The following is a 21,761-nucleotide window of genomic DNA, read 5'->3' on the forward strand; positions in this document are numbered from 1 at the left end:
TCGCGTGAGCACTTACCCCAGGCACCAGTGGCAGGGCGTCATCGACGAATACCGCAGCCTCATCGACATCGGGGAGACCACTCCGTCGGTCAGCCTCGGCGAGGGCGGAACGCCGCTCATCCGCGCCGAGCGCCTCAGTGAGCGCACCGGCGCCGAGGTGTGGGTGAAGTACGAAGGCCTCAACCCGACCGGCTCCTTCAAGGACCGGGGGATGACGATGGCGATCACCCAGGCCAAGGCGCAGGGCGCGAAGGCCGTGATCTGCGCGTCGACGGGCAACACCTCGGCCTCGGCCGCGGCCTACGCGACGAAGGCCGGACTCACCTGCGCCGTGCTCGTGCCCGCCGGCAAGATCTCCCCGGGGAAGATGAGCCAGGCCGTCGCCCACGGTGCGACCCTGCTCGAGGTCGACGGCAACTTCGACGACTGCCTCACCCTGTGCCGGAAGCTCGCCGAGTCCTACCCCGTCCATCTCGTCAACTCCGTCAACCCCGACCGCATCGAAGGTCAGAAGACGGCGTCGTTCGAGGTCGTCGACGTCCTCGGCGACGCCCCCGACATCCACGTGCTGCCCGTCGGCAACGCCGGCAACATCACCGCGTACTGGAAGGGCTACAACGACTACCGGGCCGCCGGCGTCTCGACGCGGCTGCCGCAGATGTGGGGCTTCCAGGCCGCCGGCGCCGCGCCGCTCGTCCTCGGCCACCCGGTCACCGACCCGGACACGATCGCCACCGCGATCCGCATCGGCAACCCCGCCAGCTGGGAGCGGGCGATCGCCGCCCGCGACGATTCCGGAGGCCTCATCGACTCGGTGACCGACGACGAGATCCTCGCCGCGCACAAGGTGCTCTCGCGCGAAGAGGGCATCTTCGTCGAACCCGGATCGGCCGCCTCGGTGGCAGGTCTGCTGAAGATGTCCGAGGCCGGTCGCGTGCCGGCCGGCGCGACGATCGCGGTGACCGTGACCGGGCACGGGCTCAAGGATCCGCAGTGGGCCCTGCACACCGCCGACGGCGCCGACCTCGAACCCGTCCGGGTGCCCGTCGATGCCGTCTCCGCCGCCCGCGAGCTCGGACTCGAGGACCGGTGAGCCGGGTCTTTCGGCTCGAGGTGCCGGCCACCTCGGCGAACATCGGACCCGGTTACGATTCGCTGGGCCTGGCGCTGCGCCTCGTCGACACGCTCGTCCTCACCCTCGGGGACGAGCCGGTCGACCCGGATGCCGCGGTGACCGTGCGCGGGGAGGGCGCTGAGGATGTGCCCACCGACCATTCCCACCTCATCATGCGCGTGCTGTCGGACGTGCTCGCGCAGCTGCAGGGCGAGAGCGCTGCGGCGATCATGACCCGGCTCAGCCTCGACTGCACGAACCGGATCCCCCATTCGCGGGGCCTCGGATCGTCGGCGGCCGCAGTCGTCGCCGGCATCGCCCTGGCCGGTGCCGTCTCCGAGTCCCTCGGCGGGCCGGGGCTGACCCGGGAGCGGATGCTCGAGCTCGCCGCAGACCTCGAGGGCCACCCCGACAATGCGGCGCCGGCGATCTTCGGCGGACTGACGATCGCGCTGCCGGAACCGGCCCGCGCCTGGACGGTTCCCGTCCGCACCGTTGAGACGGTCACGGTCCTCATCCCCGCTGTGAGACTCGACACACTCACCGCGCGCGGCCTCATTCCGGCAACGATCGCCCACGCGGTCGCGGCGGAGAACTCCGCGCGCACGGGACTGCTCGTCCACGCCCTGAGCACGGACGCGACCGCGCTGCTCGAGGCCACCGACGACCGCCTCCACCAGGAGTTCCGCCGCAGCGCGTACCCTGAGTCGATGGCGCTCGTCGACGATCTCCGGGCCCGGGGGATTCCCGCGGTGATCTCCGGCGCGGGACCGACCGTGCTCGCTCTCACCGGGGATGTCCCCGCCGAGGCGGTGCCCGCGGGGGTGCGCGCCGTGCCCGTGGGGATCGATGAGGAGGGATTCCGGCTCGAATTCGCGTGATCGGGCCGGAGGAAGTAAACTGGTGCATGTTCCACCAGTGAACGGGCTTGGCGGTGTCACCGCGAACCCCATCTCAACTTCACGAATCCTGGAACATCTCCTGCACTCTTCAAGCAGGATGTCTTTCACAATGCACCGTCAAGGGTGTTTCCGTCGCCGTGGGATTACGGCTCTTTGCCGCACGGCCGAATGAGGGAGAAGGACCTTCGTGTCTGAAACCACAACCCCGGATTCCACACCGCGCACCGGCAGTCTGACCGCTCTGCGCCTTCCCCAGCTGCAGGAAATGGCAGCGGGAATGGGAATCAAAGGATACCGTCGACTTCGCAAGGGCGAACTCATCGACGCCATCAACAACCAGGGCGGATCGGGCGCCGGCACGGCTCCCGCCCCCACCACCGCGGCGCCGGCCGACACCGCTGACTCCTCGGCCTCCGAGGGCAAGCGCGGCCGCCGGCCCGCCCGTCGCAGCGCGGCTGCGACCGCCCGTGAGGACTCCGCGGCCCGCGAGGACGCCGAGACCAGCGCGCCTGAGACCACCGCCGCCGAGACTCCCGCTCCCGAGGCTGCTGCGGCACCCGCCGCCGAGACCGCCGGTGACGAGCAGGCCGGCCAGGAGCGCCAGCGCAACCGCCGCGGCCGCTCGCGTTCGCGCGGCGGTGACGCCGACACCGATCAGGGCGGCGACGAGGCCGCGAACCGTCGCAGCCGTCAGGGCGACGCCGAGGAGCGCCGGTCCGACCGCAAGGACCGCGAGGAGCGCAAGTCCGACCGCGAGGATCGCGGCAACGACCGCCGCGACGATCGCAAGTCCGACCGTGACGAGCGTGGCAACGACCGCAAGTCCGACCGCGACGACCGCCGGTCCGATCGCCGCAACCGCCAAGGCGACGGCGACGACAACCGTCGCGACAACGACAACCGTCGCGACAACGACAACCGTCGGGACAACGACCGCCGGAACCGCAACGGCTCCGACGACGACGAGCGCGGCGGCCGCCGCGGTCGCGGCCGTGACCGCAAGCGTCGCGGACGCGGGGGAGACGAGCCGGAGCTGCGCAGCGACGACGTCCTCATCCCCGTCGGCGGCATCCTCGATGTCCACGACAACTACGCGTTCCTCCGCACCTCGGGCTACCTGCCCGGGCCCAACGACGTCTACGTCTCGGCGTCGATGGTGCGCAAGAACGGTCTGCGCAAGGGCGACGCCGTCGCCGGCGCGATCCGTCAGCCGCGTGAGGGCGAGCGTGGCGGCAAGCGCGAGAAGTTCGACGCGCTCGTCCGCCTCGACTCCGTCAACGGACTGAGCGTCGACGACGCGAAGAACCGCGTCGAGTTCTCGAAGCTCACCCCGCTCTACCCGCAGGAGCGCCTGCGCCTCGAGACCACCTCGAAGCTGCAGTCGACCCGCCTCATCGACCTCGTCACCCCGATCGGCAAGGGCCAGCGCGGACTCATCGTCGCACCCCCGAAGGCCGGCAAGACGACGATCATGCAGCAGGTCGCCAACGCCATCACGGAGAACAACCCCGAAGTCCACCTCATGGTCGTCCTCGTCGACGAACGTCCCGAAGAGGTCACGGACATGCAGCGCGCGGTCGCCGGAGAGGTCATCGCCTCGACCTTCGACCGTCCCGCCGACGATCACACGACGATCGCCGAACTCGCGATCGAGCGGGCCAAGCGCCTCGTGGAGATGGGCTCCGATGTCGTCGTCCTCCTCGACAACATCACCCGCCTCGGCCGCGCCTACAACATCGCGCAGCCGGCCTCGGGCCGGATCCTCTCCGGTGGTGTCGACGCGAACGCGCTCTACCCGCCGAAGAAGTTCTTCGGCGCCGCCCGCAACATCGAAGGCGGCGGCTCCCTGACGATCCTCGCCACCGCCCTCGTCGAGACGGGGTCGAAGATGGACGAGGTCATCTTCGAGGAGTTCAAGGGCACCGGCAACATGGAGCTGCGCCTGTCGCGCCAGCTCGCCGACAAGCGCATCTTCCCGGCCGTCGACGTCAACGCCTCGTCGACACGTCGTGAGGAGATGCTCATGACGCCGGAGGAGACGAAGGTCATGTGGCGTCTGCGCCGTCTGCTCTCGGGTCTCGAGCAGCAGCAGGCCGTCGAACTCCTCATGTCGAAGCTCAAGGAGACCGGCTCGAACGCGGAGTTCCTCATGCAGGTGCAGAAGACGACGCCGCTGCCGAAGTCCTCGACCGACGACCACTGAGATGAGCAGTGACAGCCTCACGGCCGGCCTCGCCGTGCTCGTCGACGAGCACACGAGGCTGTCCGAGGAGCTCTCCGACCCGGCCGTGCACGCTGATACCGGCCGGGCTCGGAAGCTGTCGCGCCGCTATGCCGAGCTCGACCGCATCGTCGTCGCGGCCCGTCGCGTCGACGAGCTGCGCGACGATCTCGCAGCGGCCGAGGAGCTCGGCGACGACGATCCCGAGTTCGCCGCCGAGGCGACGCGCCTGAGCGCCGAGCTCGAGGCGGCCGACGCCGAACTCCGCGACCTCCTCATCCCGCGCGATCCCGATGACGCCCGGGATGCGATCGTCGAGATCAAGGCGGGGGAGGGCGGCGACGAGTCGGCGCTCTTCGCCGGTGACCTCCTGCGCATGTACGAGCGCTGGATCGCCTCCCACGGGTGGTCGTCCCAGGTGCTCACCGCCACGCATTCCGACCTCGGCGGCTTCAAGGACGTGACGATCGCCGTCAAGGCCGGTGCCGACGGCGCGTACGGCTGGCTGAAGTTCGAAGGCGGCGTCCACCGGGTCCAGCGCGTCCCGGTCACCGAATCCCAGGGCCGCATCCACACCTCGGCCGCCGGCGTCCTCGTCTTCCCGGAGGTCGACGAACCCGAGGAGATCCACCTCGAGGACAAGGATCTGCGCATCGACGTCTACCGGTCCTCGGGCCCCGGCGGACAGTCGGTCAACACGACGGACTCGGCGGTGCGGATCACGCACCTGCCCACCGGGATCACCGCGAGCTGCCAGAACGAGAAGTCGCAGCTGCAGAACAAGGAAGCGGCGCTGCGCATGCTCCGCGCCCGCATCCTCGCCAAACAGGCCGAGGAGGCCGCCGCCGAAGCCGCCGACATCCGCCGTTCGCAGGTGCGCACCGTCGATCGCTCGGAGCGGATCCGCACGTACAACTTCCCGGAGAACCGGATCACCGACCACCGCACGGGGTTCAAGGCCTACAACCTCGATCAGGTGCTTGCCGGCGACCTCGACGCCGTCATCGGCTCGAACCGCGACGCCGACCGCGCGGCGCGCCTCGAGGCACTGGGGGACTGAGCTGGACCCGACCACCATGGACGTCCCCACTCTGCTGCGGGCCGGTGCCCGTGTGCTCACCGAGGCGGGGGTGCCCTCTCCCGAGACCGACGTCTCCGCTCTGCTGGCCCATGCATGGGACATCGATGCATCGACCCTGGCCCGTCGCCGGCTCTTCGCCGAGGCGGTCCCGGCCGCCGTCGCCGACCGGTTCGCCCGCCTCCTCGACGAGCGCAGCCGCCGCATGCCGCTCCAGCACCTCACCGGTGTCGCGCACTTCCGCCGTCTCGATCTCGCGGTCGGTCCCGGCGTGTTCGTGCCCCGACCCGAGACCGAACTCCTCGTCACCGAGGTCCTCGATCACCTCGCGCACCGGGAAGGCGACACCGCCCCGCTCGTGCTCGATCTCTGCTCGGGCTCGGGGGCGATCGCCCTGTCGGTCGCCCTCGAGCGCCCGGGCACCCGCGTCATCGGCATCGAACGCGAAGCCGCGGCCCTGCGGTGGTCACGGACGAACCTCGCCCGCCTCGACCTCGGCGCCTCCGACGTCGACCTCATCGCCGGCGATGCGACGACCGCGGCCAGCGACCATCCGGAGCTCGTCGGCACCGTCGACGTCGTCGTGACGAACCCGCCGTACGTGCCCGATGCGGCCGTGCCGAAGGACCCCGAGGTGCGCGACCACGATCCCGCCGCCGCGCTCTACGGCGGCGTCTCCGGACTCGAGATCCCCGCCCTCATCCTCGCTCAGGCGGCGCTCCTGCTCCGTCCCGGCGGACTCGTCATCATGGAGCACGCCGAGGATCAGGGCGCCGGGGTCCGCGAGATCATCGCCGGTGTGGCGGGTCTGGCAGCTGCGACCACGTTCCCGGACTACACTGGACGCGACCGCTACACGGTGGCCGCGGCGACCGCTCCGCGCACCCACCCGACGAGCTGACAGCAGGAAAAGAGATTCAGTGTCCCGACGATTCGACGTCACGCAGGCCGACATCCGCGATCTCGTCCTCGACGAGTGCGCGCGCGTCGTCGAGGCGGGCAACCTCCTCGTCATTCCCACCGACACGGTCTACGGCATCGCGGCCGACGCCTTCAACGCGTCAGCCGTCGCGGCCCTGCTCACGGCCAAGGGCCGGGGGAGGAACATGCCGCCGCCGGTGCTCGTCCCGCGCGCGGAGACGGTCTTCGGGCTCGTCGACGGCGTCGACGAGACGGTGCTCGCGCTCACCGCGAAGTTCTGGCCTGGACCGCTGACGATCATCGCGAATGCCCAGCCCTCCCTCGATTGGGACCTCGGGGACACCCACGGCACCGTGGCCGTGCGGATGCCCGACGACGAGTACGCGCTCGCGCTGCTCGGCCGGACGGGACCGCTCGCCGTCTCGAGTGCGAACACCACGGGAGAGCCGGCGGCCACCTCGGCGGATGCGGCCCAGGACATGCTCGGATCCGATGTCGAGATCTACCTCGACGGCGGCGGGCGCGACTCCGGTCAGTCCTCGACGATCATCGACCTCTCCGGCGACGTCCCCCGCATCGTCCGCAACGGGCCGATCACCGCAGAGCAGCTGCGGGAGATCGTGCCCGACCTTCGCGACCTGGACGGCTGAGTGCGCGCCTACCTCTTCATCCTCGTCGTCTCCGCGCTGGTGGCGTACCTGCTCACGCCCATGGTCAAGCGGGTCGCCGAGCGCGGGCTCATCTTCTCCCCGCTGCGCGAACGCGACGTCCACTCCGTGCCCACGCCGAGGCTGGGCGGAGTCGCGATGTTCGGGGCCGTCATCGTCGGCCTCCTCTTCGCCTCCCAGACGCCGTTCCTCCAGCGGATCTTCGTCGAGATGGGCCCGATCATCGGCATCGCCGGGGCCGCCGGACTGCTCTGTCTGCTCGGGATCATCGACGACATCTGGGACCTCCACTGGATCACGAAGCTCGCCGGCCAGGCACTGGCGGCGGGCTTCATGGCGATCAACGGCGTCGCCCTGCTCTCGATCCCCTTCGGCGGGGTGATCATCGGCAGCCCGCGGATGTCGATCATCGTCACGATCCTCGTCGTCCTCGTGACGATCAACGCCGTGAACTTCGTCGACGGACTCGACGGGCTGGCCGCCGGGGTCGTCGCGATCGGCGGCAGCGCCTTCTTCATGTACTCGTACTGGCTCGCCCGCGACGCCTCCCCGGACTCGTATGCGAACCTCGCCTCGCTCATCATCGCGATCCTCGTCGGGGCGTGCCTCGGCTTCCTGCCGCACAACTTCAACCCGGCCCGCATCTTCATGGGCGACTCCGGCTCGATGCTCATCGGTCTGCTGCTCGCCGCCTCGACGATCCGGGTCACCGGTCAGGTCGATCCCGCCCTCATCGGACAGGAGCGCGTCTTCGCGACGTACCTGCCGATCATCCTGCCCATCGCCGTGATGTTCCTGCCGCTGCTCGACCTCGGGCTCGCCGTCGTCCGCCGGCTCATGGCCGGGCAGTCGCCGTTCTCCGCCGATGCTAAGCACCTCCACCACCGGATGCTCCGCCTCGGGCACTCCCACGCCCGGGCCGTCCTCATCCTCTACACGTGGACGGCGCTCATCGCCTTCGGCTCCGTCATGCTCCTGCTCGTCCCGGCCGTCTCCGTCGTCATCGTCGTCGGCCTGCTCTTCGCCGTCACCCTCGTCTTCACCTTCTACCCGCTGCGCGCCCGCCGCCATGCCAGAGAGGAAATCTCGTGACCGACCCTCAGCCGACCTCGGAGACCGCCGTCCAGGCCGCCTGGACCCGCGTGTGGAGGACGATGCTCATTCGCGGGGCGATCCTCGTCCTCGTCGTCGCCGCCGCCGGCATGGGCATCGGCTGGCTCGTCTCGGGCAGCGCCGGGCTCATCGGCGGGGCGATCGGCGGGGGACTGGCCGCCGTCTTCATCGTCGTCACACTCGTCATCATGTACCTCGGACGCAATCTCGGGCTCACCGCGATCGCGGGGTTCCTCGGGCTCGGCTTCCTCTTCAAGGCGTTCATCTTCATGATCGTCATCTGGCGGCTCAAGGACGCCGTGTGGCTCGACGGCACGGTGGCCTTCTTCACGATCGTCGCAGCCGTCATCGGCTCCTCACTCGTCGAGGCGATCACCGTCGTCAAGGCGCGGGTGCCCTACGTCGATCCCGAAGCGGGACGGTCCCGCTGATCCGTCCATATGCCGAGCATCCACCGCTGCCAGGATTCGCTCAGCCAAGCCGCAAGGATTTGTCGGCAGCTCTCTACCGTTGGTAGAGTAGTTCCGGTGCTGGAGCCGTGTCGCTCCAAGTCGCTCCTGATCTTGATCCCCGCGCTCCTCGCGCGGCCGAAGGCCAGGCCATTTCCGGCCGATGACCATGGGAGAGAAACGTAAACGTGGGTAAACTCAACGCCGCGCAAACACTGATCCAAGCCGCTGAAGGCGGATATCACGCCCCGTCGATGGCGGAGTTCTTTCCCGCACCGTTCGCTTTCATCGGCACGCCGTTCGAGATGAACCGCGTGATGCTCATCCGCATCATCGCCACGATCGCCGTCGTCGTCGTCCTCGCCATCTGGGCGAAGCGGATGAAGCTCATTCCCGGCCGGTTCCAGTCGGCCATGGAGCTCGCCATGGAGTTCGTCACCGTCGGCATCGCCGAGGACACCATGGGCAAGGAGAAGGCGAAGAAGTTCATGCCGCTCATCGTGGCGATCTTCTTCGGCGTCCTCTTCTGGAACGTCACGAAGCTCATCCCGTTCTTCAACATGCCGGCCACCGGCGTCATCGGACTGCCGATCGTCCTCACCCTGACCGTCTACGTCACCTACCACTGGGCGGGCATCGCGCAGAAGGGACTCGGCGGGTACCTCAAGTCGGCGCTCATCCTGCCGAACGTGCCGTGGCCGATGCACATCCTTCTCATCCCCATCGAGTTCATCACGAAGTTCATCACGCAGCCGTTCACGCTCGCGATCCGACTCTTCGCGAACATGATGGTCGGCCACCTCCTCCTCGTCCTCTGCTTCTCCGCGACGAGCTTCTTCCTCTTCGACGCCAGCAACGGCTTCCAGTTCTTCTCGATCCTCACCTTCGCCGGCGGCTTCTTCGTCTTCCTCCTCGAGATGCTGATCGTCGTCCTCCAGGCCTACATCTTCGCTCTGCTCTCGTGCGTCTACATCAACGCCGCGATCTCGGACGACCACTGAGTCGTTCCCACAGTCTGTAACCACGTGTTGCAAGGCCGGGCCAACCCCCCGGCCGACATATGAAAGGAAAGCATTCAATGGATATGCTCGCTGAAGTCAACGGCAGTATCGCCACCGTCGGATACGGCCTCGCCGCGATCGGCCCCGGTATCGGCGTCGGCATCGTCATCGGCAAGACCATCGAGGGAACCGCTCGCCAGCCCGAGATGGCCGGTGCACTCCGCGGAAACATGTTCCTCGGTATCGCTCTGATCGAGGCGCTGGCCCTCATCGGCATCGCGACCCCGTTCTTCCTGCCCTGATCCAAAAGATCCGAAGAGGACTAAACGATGACTCCGGTACAAATTGTTGCAGCGTCTGAGAACCCGCTTCTCCCGGCGCTGTATGACATCGTCTGGAGTGCCGTCTGTCTGCTGATCGTCTTCCTGGTTGTCTGGAAGTACGTCCTCCCCGCCTTCAACAAGACACTCGACGAGCGTGCTGAGCGCATCCAGGGTGGCATCGAGAAGGCCGAGAAGGTGCAGGCCGAAGCCGATCAGGCTCTGGCCGAATATCAGAAGCAGCTCGCCGACGGTCGTGCGGAAGCCGCACGACTGCGCGCCGAGGCTCAGGAAGAGGGCGCTCAGATCATCGCCGAGATGAAGGCACAGGCTCACTCCGAGGCTGATCGCATCATCGCGCAGGCGCAGGTCCAGATCGACGCGGAACGCCAGTCCGCCATGGTGCAGCTGCGCAGTGAGGTGGGCACGCTCGCCACCGATCTCGCCTCCCGCATCGTCGGCGAATCGCTCACCGATGACACCCGGTCCGCCGGCGTCGTCGATCGCTTCATCGCCGATCTCGAAACGCAGTCGTCCGGCCAGCCGGTCAAGGGGGCGTGATGCTCCAGTCGAGCAGGCTGTCCCTGCAGGCCGTCCTCGAGGCCGCGAACGCTGAGATCGCCACCGGCAACGCCCGCGAGATCGGCGAGTCGCTGCTCGGCGTCGTCGGCGTGCTCGCCGACAACCTCGGCCTGCGCAAGGCACTCGCGGACTCCTCGGAGTCCGCGGAGAAGAAGCAGGGCCTGCTGCGCGCCGTCTTCGGCGCCCAGGTGCCCGAATCCGCTCTCACGATCGCCTCGGTGGCGGTCGGCCAGCGGTGGGCGCGCACGCAGGACTTCGTCACGAGTCTCGAGGTCGCCGGAGTCACGGCGATCGCGGCCGCGGCTCAAGAGCTCGGCCAGCTCGGTCAGGTGGAGGAGGAGATCTTCCGCTTCGCCCGACTGCTCGAGAGCGATCATGAGCTCTCGCGGGCGCTCGACTCCGATGCCGGGGCAGACGCCAAGCGCGCACTCGTGGAGAACCTGCTCGCAGGCAAGGCCTCGCCGGACACGATCACGCTCGTCGAGCACGCTGCGGTCCATCCGCGCGGGCTGCGCGTGGCGATCGCCCTCGACCACTTCAGCGACATCCTCGCCGCGCGCCAGCAGCGGTCCGTCGCCGATGTCACGGTGGCCAAGCCGCTGACGCCCGCGCAGACCGAACGCCTCGCTGCGGCGCTGGCTGCCAACTACGGTCGTGAGCTCGTGCTCAACGTCCAGGTCGATCCCGAGGTCCTCGGGGGAGTCCGGGTGCAGGTCGGCGACGAGGTCATGAACTCGACCGTCGCGGACCGTCTGGCAGAGGTCCACCGCAAACTCGCAAGCTGATCACGCTCGCCGGCAGATCCGGCGGCACAGGCGGCCCACCGGTCGTCGGACACACGTTCTGAGTAAAAGGAAGCAGGGAAACCACAATGGCGGAACTGACAATTCGCCCGGAGGAGATCCGGGACGCTCTGGGGAAGTTCGTTGAGTCGTACAACCCCGAGAGCTCGGAGAAGACTGAGGTCGGAAAGGTCGTCACCGCAGGTGACGGCATCGCCCACGTCTCAGGTCTGCCGGGCACCATGGCCAACGAGCTCCTCCGTTTCGAAGACGGCACCCTGGGCCTGGCCCAGAACCTCGACGAGCGCGAGATCGGCGTCGTCGTCCTCGGCGACTTCGCGGGCATCGCGGAGGAGCAGGACGTCTACCGCACCGGTGAGGTCCTCTCGATCCCCGTCGGCGACGGCTACCTCGGTCGCGTCGTCGACCCGCTCGGTCGCCCGCTCGACGGCCTCGGCGAGGTCGAGACCGACGGCCGTCGCGAGCTCGAGCTCCAGGCCCCCGGCGTCATGGACCGCCAGGAAGTGCGCCAGCCGCTGCAGACCGGCTACAAGGCCGTCGACGCGATGATCCCCGTCGGCCGCGGCCAGCGTCAGCTCATCATCGGCGACCGCAAGACCGGCAAGACGGCTCTCGCGATCGACACGATCATCAACCAGCGCGACGCCTGGGCGACCGGTGACCCCGAGCAGCAGGTCCGCTGCATCTACGTCGCCGTCGGTCAGAAGGGCTCGACCGTGGCGAACGTGCGCCGTTCGCTCGAAGAGAACGGTGCGCTCGAGTACACGACGATCGTCTCGGCCCCTGCTTCCGACCCCGCGGGCTTCAAGTACCTCGCGCCCTACTCCGGTTCGGCCATCGGCCAGCACTGGATGTACAACGGCAAGCACGTCCTCATCGTCTTCGATGACCTCTCGAAGCAGGCCGAGGCCTACCGCGCCGTCTCCCTTCTGCTCCGCCGCCCGCCGGGCCGCGAAGCCTACCCGGGTGACGTCTTCTACCTCCACTCGCGCCTCCTCGAGCGCTGCGCGAAGCTCTCCGACGCCCTCGGCGCCGGCTCGATGACCGGTCTGCCGATCATCGAGACCAAGGCCAACGACGTCGGCGCGTTCATCCCGACGAACGTCATCTCGATCACCGACGGACAGATCTTCCTCCAGTCGGATCTGTTCAACTCCGGTCAGCGTCCTGCCGTCGACGTCGGCGTCTCGGTCTCCCGAGTCGGCGGTGCCGCGCAGACGAAGGCGCTCAAGAGCGTCTCCGGTACGCTCAAGCTCTCGCTCGCGCAGTACCGGTCGCTCGAGGCCTTCGCGATGTTCGCCTCGGACCTCGACGATGCGACCAAGCGCGACCTCGCCCGCGGTGCTCGCCTCATGGAGATGCTCAAGCAGCCGCAGTTCGACCCGATGCCGTTCGAGAAGCAGACCGTGTCGATCTTCGCCGGCACCAACGGCTACCTCGACGATGTCGCCGTCTCCGACGTGCTGCGCTGGGAAGCCGAGATGCTCGACACCGTCGAGCGCAAGACCGAGATCCTCACCGTCATCCGCGAGACGCAGAAGCTCGAGGACGACGTCCGCGAGCAGCTCGAGAAGGCGCTTGACGAGTTCAACAAGAACTGGGTCGCTGACGAGAACGACGGCAGCAAGGCCGGCGCTGAGGACTCGTCCGTCGCCTCCTCCGATGACGTCGAGCAGGAGCAGATCGTTCGGCAGAAGCGTTGAACCTGATCTGTAACGGCGAAAGGAAGAACTGATGGGAGCCCAGCAGAGGGTCTTCAAACAGAAGATCCGCTCGACTCAGTCCTTGAGGAAGATCTTCAAGGCCATGGAGCTCATCGCCGCGTCCCGGATTCAGAAGGCGATCGCGCGTTCGCAGGCGGCCAGCCCGTATGCCAACGCCCTGACCCGCGCTGTCTCCGCCGTCGCGAGCGAATCGAACGTCGACCATGTGCTGACCTCGGAGCCGGACCATGTCACCCGCGCCGCGGTGCTCGTCATCGGTCCGGACCGGGGCTTCGCCGGAGCCTACTCCGCCAACCTCATCCGGGAGTCCGAGGAACTCGTCCGCCTGCTCAAGCAGGAGGGCAAGGAGGTCGCGCTCTACACGGTCGGCGGCAAGGCCGAGAGCTACTACACGTTCCGCGATCGTCCGATCGTCGAGGCGTGGACCGGGTTCTCGGAGAACCCGACCGCCGAAGATGCCCGGAAGATCGGCGAGGCGCTGCTCAAGGCCTTCGAGACCGACGCCGGCGACGGCGGGGTCCAGGAGATCTACATGGTCTTCACGCGATTCGTCTCCTCGGTCAAGCACGATCCCGAGTACCGGCGCCTGCTGCCGCTCGAAGTCGTCGACGCCGACGAGGCGACGACCTCGGGCAGCACCGGAGGCGGCGGGTCGGATGCCGGCACGATGCCGCTCTACGAGTTCGAACCGAGCGCGGAGGCCGTCCTCGACGCCCTCCTGCCGCGGTACATCGACTCGCGCATCCTCTCGGCACTGCTGTCCGCCTCGGCGTCCGAACAGGCCTCGCGTCAGGCGGCGATGAAGACGGCGACGGACAACGCCGACGACCTCATCAAGACCTACACCCGGCTGGCCAACTCGGCCCGTCAGGCGGAAATCACCCAGGAACTCACCGAGATCGTCGGTGGGGCCGACGCCCTTGCGGCATCGGCAGCCGGCGACTGACCGGTACGAGCAGAGAAGAAAGAGACCATGACTGCCACAGTTACGGATAACTCCCCGGCACAGGGCACAGCCCTCGGTCGCATTTCCCGGGTCATCGGCCCGGTCGTCGACGTCGAGTTCCCGCTCGATTCCGTGCCGGAGATCTACAACGCACTGACCACGACGGTTGAGCTCTCGGAGGGCACGCGCAAGCTCACCTTCGAGACCAGCCTCCACCTCGGCAACGGCATCGTCCGCGCCGTGTCCCTGCAGCCGACCGACGGCCTCGTCCGCGGCCAGGAAGTCGTCGACACCGGCGCGCCGATCTCGGTGCCCGTCGGCGACGTCACCAAGGGCCACGTGTGGAACACCACCGGTGACTGCCTCAACCTCGCCCCCGGCGAAGAGCTCGACATCACCGAGCGCTGGCCGATCCACCGTCCCGCTCCGGCCTTCGACGAACTCGAGTCGAAGCAGGAGGTCCTCGAGACCGGCATCAAGAGCATCGACCTGCTCACCCCGTACGTCCAGGGTGGAAAGATCGGCCTCTTCGGCGGCGCGGGTGTGGGCAAGACCGTCCTCATCCAGGAGATGATCTACCGCATCGCGCACAACCACAACGGCACCTCGGTGTTCGCCGGTGTGGGTGAGCGCACCCGTGAGGGCAACGACCTCATCTTCGAGATGGACGAAGCCGGAGTCTTCGGCGACACCGCCCTCGTCTTCGGTCAGATGGACGAGCCGCCGGGCACGCGTCTGCGCGTGGCCCTGGCCGGGCTGACGATGGCGGAGTACTTCCGCGATGTCGCGAACCAGGACGTCCTCCTGTTCATCGACAACATCTTCCGCTTCACCCAGGCCGGTTCCGAGGTCTCGACGCTGCTCGGCCGCATGCCCTCGGCTGTGGGCTACCAGCCCAACCTCGCCGATGAGATGGGTGTGCTCCAGGAGCGCATCACCTCGACGCGCGGTCACTCGATCACCTCGATGCAGGCGATCTACGTGCCGGCCGACGACTACACCGACCCGGCTCCGGCGACGACGTTCGCGCACCTCGATGCGACGACCGAGCTCAACCGCGACATCGCCTCGCGTGGTCTCTACCCCGCTATCGACCCGCTGACCTCGTCCTCGCGCATCCTCGACCCGCTGGTCGTCGGCGAGGAGCACTACCGCGTGGCCAACGAGGTCAAGGCGATCCTGCAGAAGAACAAGGAGCTGCAGGACATCATCGCGATCCTCGGCGTCGACGAGCTCTCGGAAGAGGACAAGCTCGTCGTCCACCGTGCCCGCCGCATCGAGCAGTTCCTCTCACAGAACACGTACACCGCTGAGAAGTTCACGGGTGTTCCGGGTTCGACCGTTCCCGTGGCCGACACCGTCGCGGGCTTCGCGAAGATCGTCTCCGGTGAGGTCGACTACATCCCGGAGCAGTGCTTCTTCAACGTCGGCGGCATGGACGATGTCATGCGCAACTACGAAGAACTGCAGAAGAAGTAAGCCATGGCAGTCCTCGATGTCAACGTCGTCGCAGCCGACCAGGAGGTGTGGGTCGGTGAGGCCAAGCGCGTCATCGCCCGCACCCTGGACGGCGAGATCGGCATCCTGCCCGGTCACGAACCCGTTCTCGGTGTCGTGGCCGATGGTGAGGCGAGGATTCTCACGACCTCGGACGAGACCGTCCGAGTGCAGGCCGACGGGGGATTCCTCTCGGTCGAGAACAATCGCGTCATCATTGCGGCTGATCAGGCCGAACTTCTCTGATCAGTCAATTACACTTGGCAACCGTGAACCCTTCCGTCCTGCTCATCGTTCTGCTTTCGCTGGTGGGACTGGCTCTTGCCCTCATCGTCGTCGTGACGATCCGGCGCAGGTCGATCTCGAAGTTGTCGGGTGCCTTTGACTGTTCGATCAACGTGGGCGAGGAATCCAGTTCCCGCCCACGTTGGCGTTTGGGCGTCGCGGTGTTCGCCGTCAGCTCGCTCGACTGGTATCCCGTGTTCGCTCTCAACCGGCGCGCGGCAGTGCGTCTGCCGCGCGCCGACCTCGACATCCTCGTGCGGCGCAAGCCCACCTCGGGGGAGCAGTACTCGGTGCTCCCCGACGCGGTCGTCGTCGACTGCTCGTACGGCAAGGCCGACGGGCGCCCGCGCAATGTCTCCCTGGCGATGGACACCGAGTCGCTGTCGACGATGGCCTCGTGGCTCGAGTCCTCGCCCCCCGGCTTCAATCCGACGATGGGACGGTTCACCTGATGGAAGTCTTCCGCCTCACCGGCCCCACGCAGCTGCGCGGCACCGTCGACGTGCGCGGTGCGAAGAACAGCGTCCTCAAGCTCATGGCGGCGAGTCTGCTCGCCGTCGGCAAGACGACGATCACGAACGTTCCCGCGATCCTCGACGTGCGGATCATGGTCGAGCTCCTCAGCCGCCTCGGATGCACCGTCGACTACGATGCCGAAGCCGGAATCGTCAGCATCGACGTCCCCGCCGAGGTGGGGATCCAAGCCGACTACGAACTCGTCCGCGCGATGCGGGCCTCGATCTCCGTCCTCGGACCGTTGACGGCGCGGATGCATTCGGCGCATGTGGCGCTGCCCGGCGGCGATGCGATCGGCTCCCGCGGCCTCGACATGCACCAGGCCGGACTCGAAGCCCTCGGCGCCCATGTGCGGCTCGAACACGGCTACTTCGTCGCCGAGGCCCCCGGCGGCCTGACCGGCACGGACATCGCCCTCGATTTCCCCTCCGTGGGAGCCACGGAGAACCTCGTCATGGCAGCGACCCTGGCCTCGGGCGTGACGACGATCGCGAACGCGGCGAAGGAGCCGGAGATCGTCGACATCTGCCTCATGCTCGTCGAGATGGGCGCCCGGATCGAGGGGATCGGCACCGCCGATCTCACGATCACCGGCGTCGACGCCCTGCATCCGGTCGTGCACCGCACCGTCGGCGACCGCATCGTCGCCGGCACCTACGCGTTCGCCGCGGCGCTGAGCGGGGGAGACGTCACGGTGCGCGGGGTCGGCCTCGACATCATGCCCAACGTCGCGATCAAACTCCGCGACACCGGCGCGACGGTCGACGACCTCGGCGACATCACCCTGGGTGACGGCACGCAGGGCAAGGGCTTCCGCGTCATCGGTCCCGAGCGTCCCCACGCGATCCGCGTCGCGACGATGCCGTTCCCGGGCTTCCCGACCGATCTCCAGCCCTTCGTCATTGCGCTCAACTCGGTCTCCGACGGCGTCGGGCTGCTCTCGGAGAACCTCTTCGAGGCGCGCTGGCGCTTCGTCCAGGAGGTCGCCCGCCTCGGTGCGAAGGTCCGCGTCGACGGCAATCATGCCCTCATCACCGGGGTCGACGAGCTCTCCGGCGCCGAGGTGGAGGCCTCCGACATCCGCGCCGGTGCCGGTCTCGTCCTCGCCGGTCTGCGGGCGGCCGGGATCACCGAGGTCTCCGGAGTCGATCACATCGACCGCGGCTACGAGGGCTTCGTGCAGAAGCTCCAGGCGCTCGGCGCCGACATCGTCCGCGTCAGCCGCGCCGACCGCCTCAGCTTCGACTAAGCTCCCTCTCGCACGGTGCGGCGACTCATCGGTCGTCGCTCAAGCCGCCCGTCGGTCAAGCCCGCCAGCACGTTTCGAGACTTCCCGCACATCCGCGAGCTCACTCCAGGCTGACCGCGGATCGCCGGTGTTGCACGCCTGGCTATCCGCGCTACGCCGTGACCGGCACCACCCGGGCGCTCACTCCAGGCTGACCGCGGATCGCCGGTGTTGCACGCCTGGCTATCCGCGCCACGCCGTGACCGATACCTCCGGCGTACTCGTGCCGGTTGACTGTCCACAGGCGCGTTCGCCGCTCATTAGTTATCCACAGGGCATTTTGATGCTCTTGCGGTTCGGATGCGTTCTGTTCCATGCTCGATTGCATGTATGCGTGCTTGGAGACTTCGGATCTGGTGGCGGCGAACTGGAACACCCATCAGATCAGATCTGCCGTCGATTGCTGCCTGCGGCGACTCCGGCGGGGACGATACGTCGTCACGCGTGCGTGCGACAATCCGTCGCACGCTTTCGTCGCAGCGATCGCGGAGGCGGAGGAGACCGCGTTGCCCCATGAGACCACGGGGATGCTCAAGCGCGGAGAGGATCTGAGGATTCTCGTCCGGTCATTCGTCCCCGACCTGCCGCATGACGCAGTGTTCTCCCATCGCAGTGCGCTGCTCGTCCACGGCCTGTCCGTGCCGTATGTCGATAGGGGTGAGGTGTACGTCGAAGTCGCGAGCCCTCGCAGCTCGGTCCGCCAGAGGGATCTCGTGGTCCGCCGACGGTCCCTGCAGCCCGACACCATCGAGATCGTCGACGGGATTCCGGTGACGACGGTGGTGCAGACGCTCCTCGATCTCGCCAGGGATTGTCCGTTGGCGTTCGCCGTGGCTGTTGCGGATGCCGCGGTGCGCTTGGGGCGGGTGTCTCTCGAGGAGTTCCGAGCGCACCAGTTGGCGCATCCTGTGCGGACCCGCCAGTCGCGGATCTCAGCGGTGCTGGAGAACATCGACGGGCGGCGTGAAACGGTGGCCGAGTCGATCTGCGCCGTTCGATTCGTCGAGTATTCGATACCGGGGTTCGAGCCGCAACTCGTCGTCTGCGACGCCGATGGTCGCTTCCTCGCTCGGTCCGACTTCGGCAACGAAGCGGTCAAAGTCATTGCCGAGTTCGATGGCGCCGGCAAGTACTATATCGATGACGGTGATCCGCACCGAGCCTTCGAACGCGAACGGAAGCGGGAGTACGCCCTGCGGAACGAGGGGTGGTTGGTCTTCCGCATTCGATGGGCCGATCTCTTCAGCGCAGACCTCTTCCTCAGGATCAAAGAGGCGGTGCGGATCCGCGAGACGGAGATCGCCGCGCGAGACCGACTCGCAGGCCCGATTCACGGCGCGCAGTGAGGGCGATCCAGTCGTCGGTCAAGCCGCAGCGCGGATAGCGGGGCGTGCACGGCCCGCCATTCGCACTCCCGCTTGATCGATAGGTAATGGGCGCCGAGGCGGTCAGAAGAGGCGCGTCTCCGGGTCGTCCATCCCGCGCAGGGCGTCGTAGTCGAGGACGACGCAGCGGATGCCGCGGTCCTCGGCGAGGGTGCGCGCCTGCGGCTTGATCTCCTGCGCGGCGAAGACGCCGGTGACCGGCGAGAGCAGCGGGTCGCGGTTCATCAGCTCGAGGTAGCGGGTGAGCTGTTCGACGCCGTCGATGTCGCCGCGGCGCTTGATCTCGACGGCGACGGACTTCTGCGCCTCGTCGCGCGCGAGGATGTCGACCGGCCCGATGGCCGTCATGTACTCGCGGCGGACCAGGCTGTAGCCCGAGCCGAGGGTGTGGATGTGCTCGGCGAGGAGCTCCTGGAGGTGGGCCTCGACGCCGTCCTTGACGAGACCGGGATCGACGCCGAGGTCGTGGTTGGAATCCGAGAGGACCTCGGCGACGGAGATGACGAGGCGGTCCCCGGTCTTCGCCTGCGCGACCGTCCACACTTCGCGCAGTCCTGCCTCGGCCTGTTCCTCGGTCGCCGGTGCGATCTGGACCGAGCACGGGGGAGTCATCCAGTTGAGCGGCTTGTACGATCCGCCGTCGGAGTGGATGAGGATCGAACCATCGGCCTTGAGCATGATGAGGCGGGTGGCCATGGGCAGATGGGCGGTCAGACGACCGGCATAGTCAACAGAGCATTCAGCTATCACGAGGCGCACCCGTCACACACTACGTGAGAGAATCGGCTTATGCCACGATCGAACTCCTCGCGTCGCCGGAACAAGTGGAGCACTCCCGGCCGGGACCTCTCGGAGTCCGTCGGCGGGCTGCGTCGCAGCCGCGATCTGCCCGACGGCACGTGGTCGGTCCAGCAGGTCGCAGGCAATGCCAGCGGCAAGGTCTACGTCTGTCCCGGGTGCGGTCAGAGCGTGTCCGCGGCGACAGCGCACATCGTCGCGTGGCGGCAGAGCGCCCCTCACGGTATCGACATCGGCGTCGACGCGCGCCGGCACTGGCACACCCGCTGCTTCGAGAAGTTCCGCTGATAGCAGCACGCCGGACACGCGAAAGGGGACCCACTGCAGTGGGTCCCCTTTCGCGTGTCCTCGTCTCACTCAGGCGCGTGAGCAGGAGGCTCAGCGCAGAGAGTTGCGCGTGCGCGCGGCCTTCGACCGCCCCGCGCCGTCGTTCGCCGAGGCGGCCCCGCCCGAACCCTGCGTCCCGGGCGTGGTGCCGGAGACCTGGGCGTCGATGGCGATCGTCTCGGCATCGGTGGCGCCGTTGGGCAGTTCCGAGGTGTCGACATCGGACTCGACCGATTCAGTCGTCGCCTCGTCGACGGTCGTCTTCTGGGCAGCTGTCGCACCGCTCTGATCGGCAGCGGTCTTGTCAGCCGAGCCCTTGTCCGCGGGGCTCTTGTCGGCCGTGCCCTTGTCCGCCGAACCTGCCGCAGCGGCTCCCTTGGCGGAGCCTGCCTTGGCGTCGGCGCCCTTCTTCGCGGCGTCCCGCTCCTCAGCGGCATCGGCGGCGAGGAGATCGGCGAGCGTCTCCCCGTCGGCGATCTGCTCGGTCGCGTGCGTCGCGGCTTCGGCCTTCGCCGGATCGACGGCGTCGCCGCCCATCACACCGGGCATCGCGAAGAGCGAGCGGAGCTGGTCGAGCTGCGCGGTGATCGTCTTGCGCTGCTTCGTGAGCAGATCGACCTGCGACTGCGCCGAGGCGACGTTGCGCTTGGCCTCGGCCGCCGACTCCTCGATCGTCGCCTCGGCCGTGGCGCGAGCCTCGGAGATGAGCGTCTGCGCCCGGGCCTTGCCGTCGGCGATGATCTCGTCGGCCTTCTTCACGGCATCGGCGCGCGTCGTCTCGGCGCGCTCGGCCGCCGTCTTCGCATCGGCGTCGGCCTTGGCCGCGCGGGACTGGGCCTCCTCGATGAGCTTCTTGTTCTCCGTCTGCGCGGTGTCGTAGCGCTTCTTCCGCTCGGCCTCGGCGTCCTTGCGCTTGGCGGCGAGTTCGACCTCGAGGTCGTTCGCAGCCTTCTTCGACGCCTCGTCGCGGGACTTCGCGGCGGCGAGGAGCTCATCGGCCTGGGCCTGTGCGGCGGCGATGGTCTCATCGGCCTGGGTCTTGGCCTCGGCGCGGAGGTCGGTGGCCTCCTTCTCCGCGGCGGCGCGGAGCTCGGCGATCTCGTGCTCGAGGCTCTCGCGGGCCTCCTTCGACGCGGCGTCGTTGGCCTCCTTGGACTGGAGGGACTCGCGCTCGGCGGTGGCCTTGAGCTCGGCGGCGCGATTCTCCGCGGCCTTGACGGCCTCCTCGGCGCGCAGCTCCGCGGAGCTGATGATCGCGTCGGCCTCGGAACGGGCGCTGCTGAGGGTGTCGTTGCTCTCGGTGTGCATCCGCGCGCGCGCGGATGCCGCCTCGGCGCGGGCCTTGTTGCGGATCGTCTCGGCATCGGAGTTCGCCTGGGCCAGCGTCTCGCGGGCCTGGGATTCGGCGATCTTGAGGAGATGGTCGATGCGGGATCCGGGAGGACCGGCCGCCTCGGCGTTCTCATTGGCCGCCTTCTTCAGCTGTGCCTTCGCCTCGGACAGCTCACCGGCGATCTGGAGCTTCGCTCGATCGGCGTTGATGACCTGACTGCGGGCATCCGACAGCGCCTTTCGCACGGATTCGATCTCCGTGCGCAGCTGCTGCAGTCGGGAATCGACTTCGCTCTTCTCGTACCCGCGCATCGCTGTGCGGAATTCTTCGGTGGGCGTCACTGAAGCTGACTCCTGTCGTCTCAAGGGGATGTTGTCGTGCCTGCGCGCTCCCCACTCTATCGGACTCAAGATGAGTGTTGTGTCCGAATCCGGCGGTCGGAACGGGACTGTGCACCGGTGCGGTGACCCCGCGCACAACAGCTGCAGCG

Annotated in this window: 22 protein-coding genes; 20 read left to right on the plus strand and 2 right to left on the minus strand. The window is 67.9% G+C overall.

Annotated features, from left to right (window positions below):
* The first annotated feature begins 4 nt into the window (after nucleotides 1–4).
* From thrC to ACFQ91_RS05690, 19 genes are all read left to right on the plus strand, one after another.
* A complete protein-coding gene (gene thrC / locus ACFQ91_RS05600) occupies nucleotides 5–1,093 on the plus strand; it encodes a threonine synthase (RefSeq protein WP_137825922.1) in 1,089 nt (362 codons plus the stop codon).
* Nucleotides 1,090–1,995, plus strand: a complete 906-nt coding sequence (gene thrB / locus ACFQ91_RS05605; RefSeq protein WP_198498589.1) for a homoserine kinase — start codon at nucleotides 1,090–1,092, stop codon at nucleotides 1,993–1,995. The genes thrC and thrB overlap by 4 nt, the downstream gene beginning before the upstream one ends.
* Nucleotides 1,996–2,203: 208 nt before the next feature.
* Nucleotides 2,204–4,219, plus strand: a complete 2,016-nt coding sequence (rho, locus tag ACFQ91_RS05610) for a transcription termination factor Rho (RefSeq protein ID WP_198498590.1) — start codon at nucleotides 2,204–2,206, stop codon at nucleotides 4,217–4,219.
* 1 nt (nucleotide 4,220) lies between these two features.
* On the plus strand, nucleotides 4,221–5,297 hold the full coding sequence (prfA, locus tag ACFQ91_RS05615; RefSeq protein WP_198498591.1) for a peptide chain release factor 1: 1,077 nt from the start codon (nucleotides 4,221–4,223) through the stop codon (nucleotides 5,295–5,297).
* 16 nt (nucleotides 5,298–5,313) lie between these two features.
* A complete protein-coding gene (gene prmC, locus ACFQ91_RS05620) occupies nucleotides 5,314–6,216 on the plus strand; it encodes a peptide chain release factor N(5)-glutamine methyltransferase (protein WP_198498592.1) in 903 nt (300 codons plus the stop codon).
* Nucleotides 6,217–6,235: 19 nt separating this feature from the next.
* Nucleotides 6,236–6,886, plus strand: a complete 651-nt coding sequence (locus ACFQ91_RS05625) for an L-threonylcarbamoyladenylate synthase (protein ID WP_140955146.1) — start codon at nucleotides 6,236–6,238, stop codon at nucleotides 6,884–6,886.
* A complete protein-coding gene (locus ACFQ91_RS05630) occupies nucleotides 6,887–7,996 on the plus strand; it encodes an MraY family glycosyltransferase (protein ID WP_198498593.1) in 1,110 nt (369 codons plus the stop codon). It abuts the gene before it with no gap.
* On the plus strand, nucleotides 7,993–8,448 hold the full coding sequence (locus tag ACFQ91_RS05635) for a hypothetical protein (protein WP_198498594.1): 456 nt from the start codon (nucleotides 7,993–7,995) through the stop codon (nucleotides 8,446–8,448). Before ACFQ91_RS05630 ends, ACFQ91_RS05635 begins: the two co-directional genes overlap by 4 nt.
* A 272-nt stretch (nucleotides 8,449–8,720) precedes the next feature.
* Entirely contained in the window at nucleotides 8,721–9,467 is a 747-nt protein-coding gene (atpB, locus tag ACFQ91_RS05640) for a F0F1 ATP synthase subunit A (RefSeq protein ID WP_198498595.1), read from the plus strand.
* Nucleotides 9,468–9,544: 77 nt separating this feature from the next.
* Nucleotides 9,545–9,769, plus strand: coding sequence for a F0F1 ATP synthase subunit C (gene atpE, locus ACFQ91_RS05645; RefSeq protein WP_198498596.1), 225 nt, complete (start codon nucleotides 9,545–9,547; stop codon nucleotides 9,767–9,769).
* Between the two features lie 27 nt (nucleotides 9,770–9,796).
* Nucleotides 9,797–10,348 (plus strand): F0F1 ATP synthase subunit B, encoded by a 552-nt coding sequence (locus tag ACFQ91_RS05650; RefSeq protein WP_137825931.1) that lies wholly within the window; start codon nucleotides 9,797–9,799, stop codon nucleotides 10,346–10,348.
* Complete coding sequence (locus ACFQ91_RS05655) at nucleotides 10,348–11,154, plus strand: F0F1 ATP synthase subunit delta (protein WP_198498597.1); 807 nt, start codon at nucleotides 10,348–10,350, stop codon at nucleotides 11,152–11,154. Before ACFQ91_RS05650 ends, ACFQ91_RS05655 begins: the two co-directional genes overlap by 1 nt.
* An 86-nt stretch (nucleotides 11,155–11,240) precedes the next feature.
* Nucleotides 11,241–12,875, plus strand: a complete 1,635-nt coding sequence (atpA, locus tag ACFQ91_RS05660; protein WP_198498598.1) for a F0F1 ATP synthase subunit alpha — start codon at nucleotides 11,241–11,243, stop codon at nucleotides 12,873–12,875.
* A gap of 31 nt (nucleotides 12,876–12,906) precedes the next feature.
* On the plus strand, nucleotides 12,907–13,842 hold the full coding sequence (locus tag ACFQ91_RS05665) for a F0F1 ATP synthase subunit gamma (RefSeq protein WP_140955141.1): 936 nt from the start codon (nucleotides 12,907–12,909) through the stop codon (nucleotides 13,840–13,842).
* 27 nt (nucleotides 13,843–13,869) lie between these two features.
* The gene (gene atpD, locus ACFQ91_RS05670; protein WP_140955140.1) at nucleotides 13,870–15,321 is read left to right on the plus strand and encodes a F0F1 ATP synthase subunit beta; all 1,452 of its coding nucleotides are present in this window, start codon (nucleotides 13,870–13,872) and stop codon (nucleotides 15,319–15,321) included.
* 3 nt (nucleotides 15,322–15,324) lie between these two features.
* Complete coding sequence (locus ACFQ91_RS05675; protein WP_137825936.1) at nucleotides 15,325–15,585, plus strand: F0F1 ATP synthase subunit epsilon; 261 nt, start codon at nucleotides 15,325–15,327, stop codon at nucleotides 15,583–15,585.
* A gap of 62 nt (nucleotides 15,586–15,647) precedes the next feature.
* On the plus strand, nucleotides 15,648–16,076 hold the full coding sequence (locus ACFQ91_RS05680; protein WP_282959875.1) for a DUF2550 domain-containing protein: 429 nt from the start codon (nucleotides 15,648–15,650) through the stop codon (nucleotides 16,074–16,076).
* Nucleotides 16,076–17,389: a UDP-N-acetylglucosamine 1-carboxyvinyltransferase gene (murA, locus tag ACFQ91_RS05685; RefSeq protein WP_198498599.1), complete on the plus strand. Its 1,314-nt coding sequence runs from the start codon at nucleotides 16,076–16,078 to the stop codon at nucleotides 17,387–17,389. The genes ACFQ91_RS05680 and murA overlap by 1 nt, the downstream gene beginning before the upstream one ends.
* A 395-nt stretch (nucleotides 17,390–17,784) precedes the next feature.
* Nucleotides 17,785–18,774 carry a hypothetical protein gene (locus ACFQ91_RS05690; protein ID WP_198498600.1) on the plus strand — a complete coding sequence of 330 codons (990 nt, stop codon included), beginning with the start codon at nucleotides 17,785–17,787 and terminating at the stop codon, nucleotides 18,772–18,774.
* A gap of 102 nt (nucleotides 18,775–18,876) precedes the next feature.
* Here the strand turns inward: ACFQ91_RS05690 and nucS are convergent, their stop codons facing one another.
* Nucleotides 18,877–19,572 (minus strand): endonuclease NucS, encoded by a 696-nt coding sequence (gene nucS, locus ACFQ91_RS05695; RefSeq protein ID WP_198498601.1) that lies wholly within the window; start codon nucleotides 19,570–19,572, stop codon nucleotides 18,877–18,879.
* Nucleotides 19,573–19,602: 30 nt separating this feature from the next.
* Between nucS and ACFQ91_RS05700 the strand changes: the two genes are divergently transcribed.
* A complete protein-coding gene (locus ACFQ91_RS05700) occupies nucleotides 19,603–19,899 on the plus strand; it encodes a hypothetical protein (protein ID WP_232623572.1) in 297 nt (98 codons plus the stop codon).
* Between the two features lie 90 nt (nucleotides 19,900–19,989).
* On the opposite strand, the gene ACFQ91_RS05705 is transcribed toward ACFQ91_RS05700, so the two are convergent.
* Nucleotides 19,990–21,612 carry a cell division protein gene (locus tag ACFQ91_RS05705; RefSeq protein WP_198498602.1) on the minus strand — a complete coding sequence of 541 codons (1,623 nt, stop codon included), beginning with the start codon at nucleotides 21,610–21,612 and terminating at the stop codon, nucleotides 19,990–19,992.
* Nucleotides 21,613–21,761: the final 149 nt, after the last annotated feature.

Origin of the sequence: Brevibacterium sp. NPDC056726 (genome assembly GCF_042790515.1) — a bacterium.
In the GTDB taxonomy this organism is placed as follows: Bacteria; Actinomycetota; Actinomycetes; order Actinomycetales; family Brevibacteriaceae; genus Brevibacterium; species Brevibacterium sanguinis.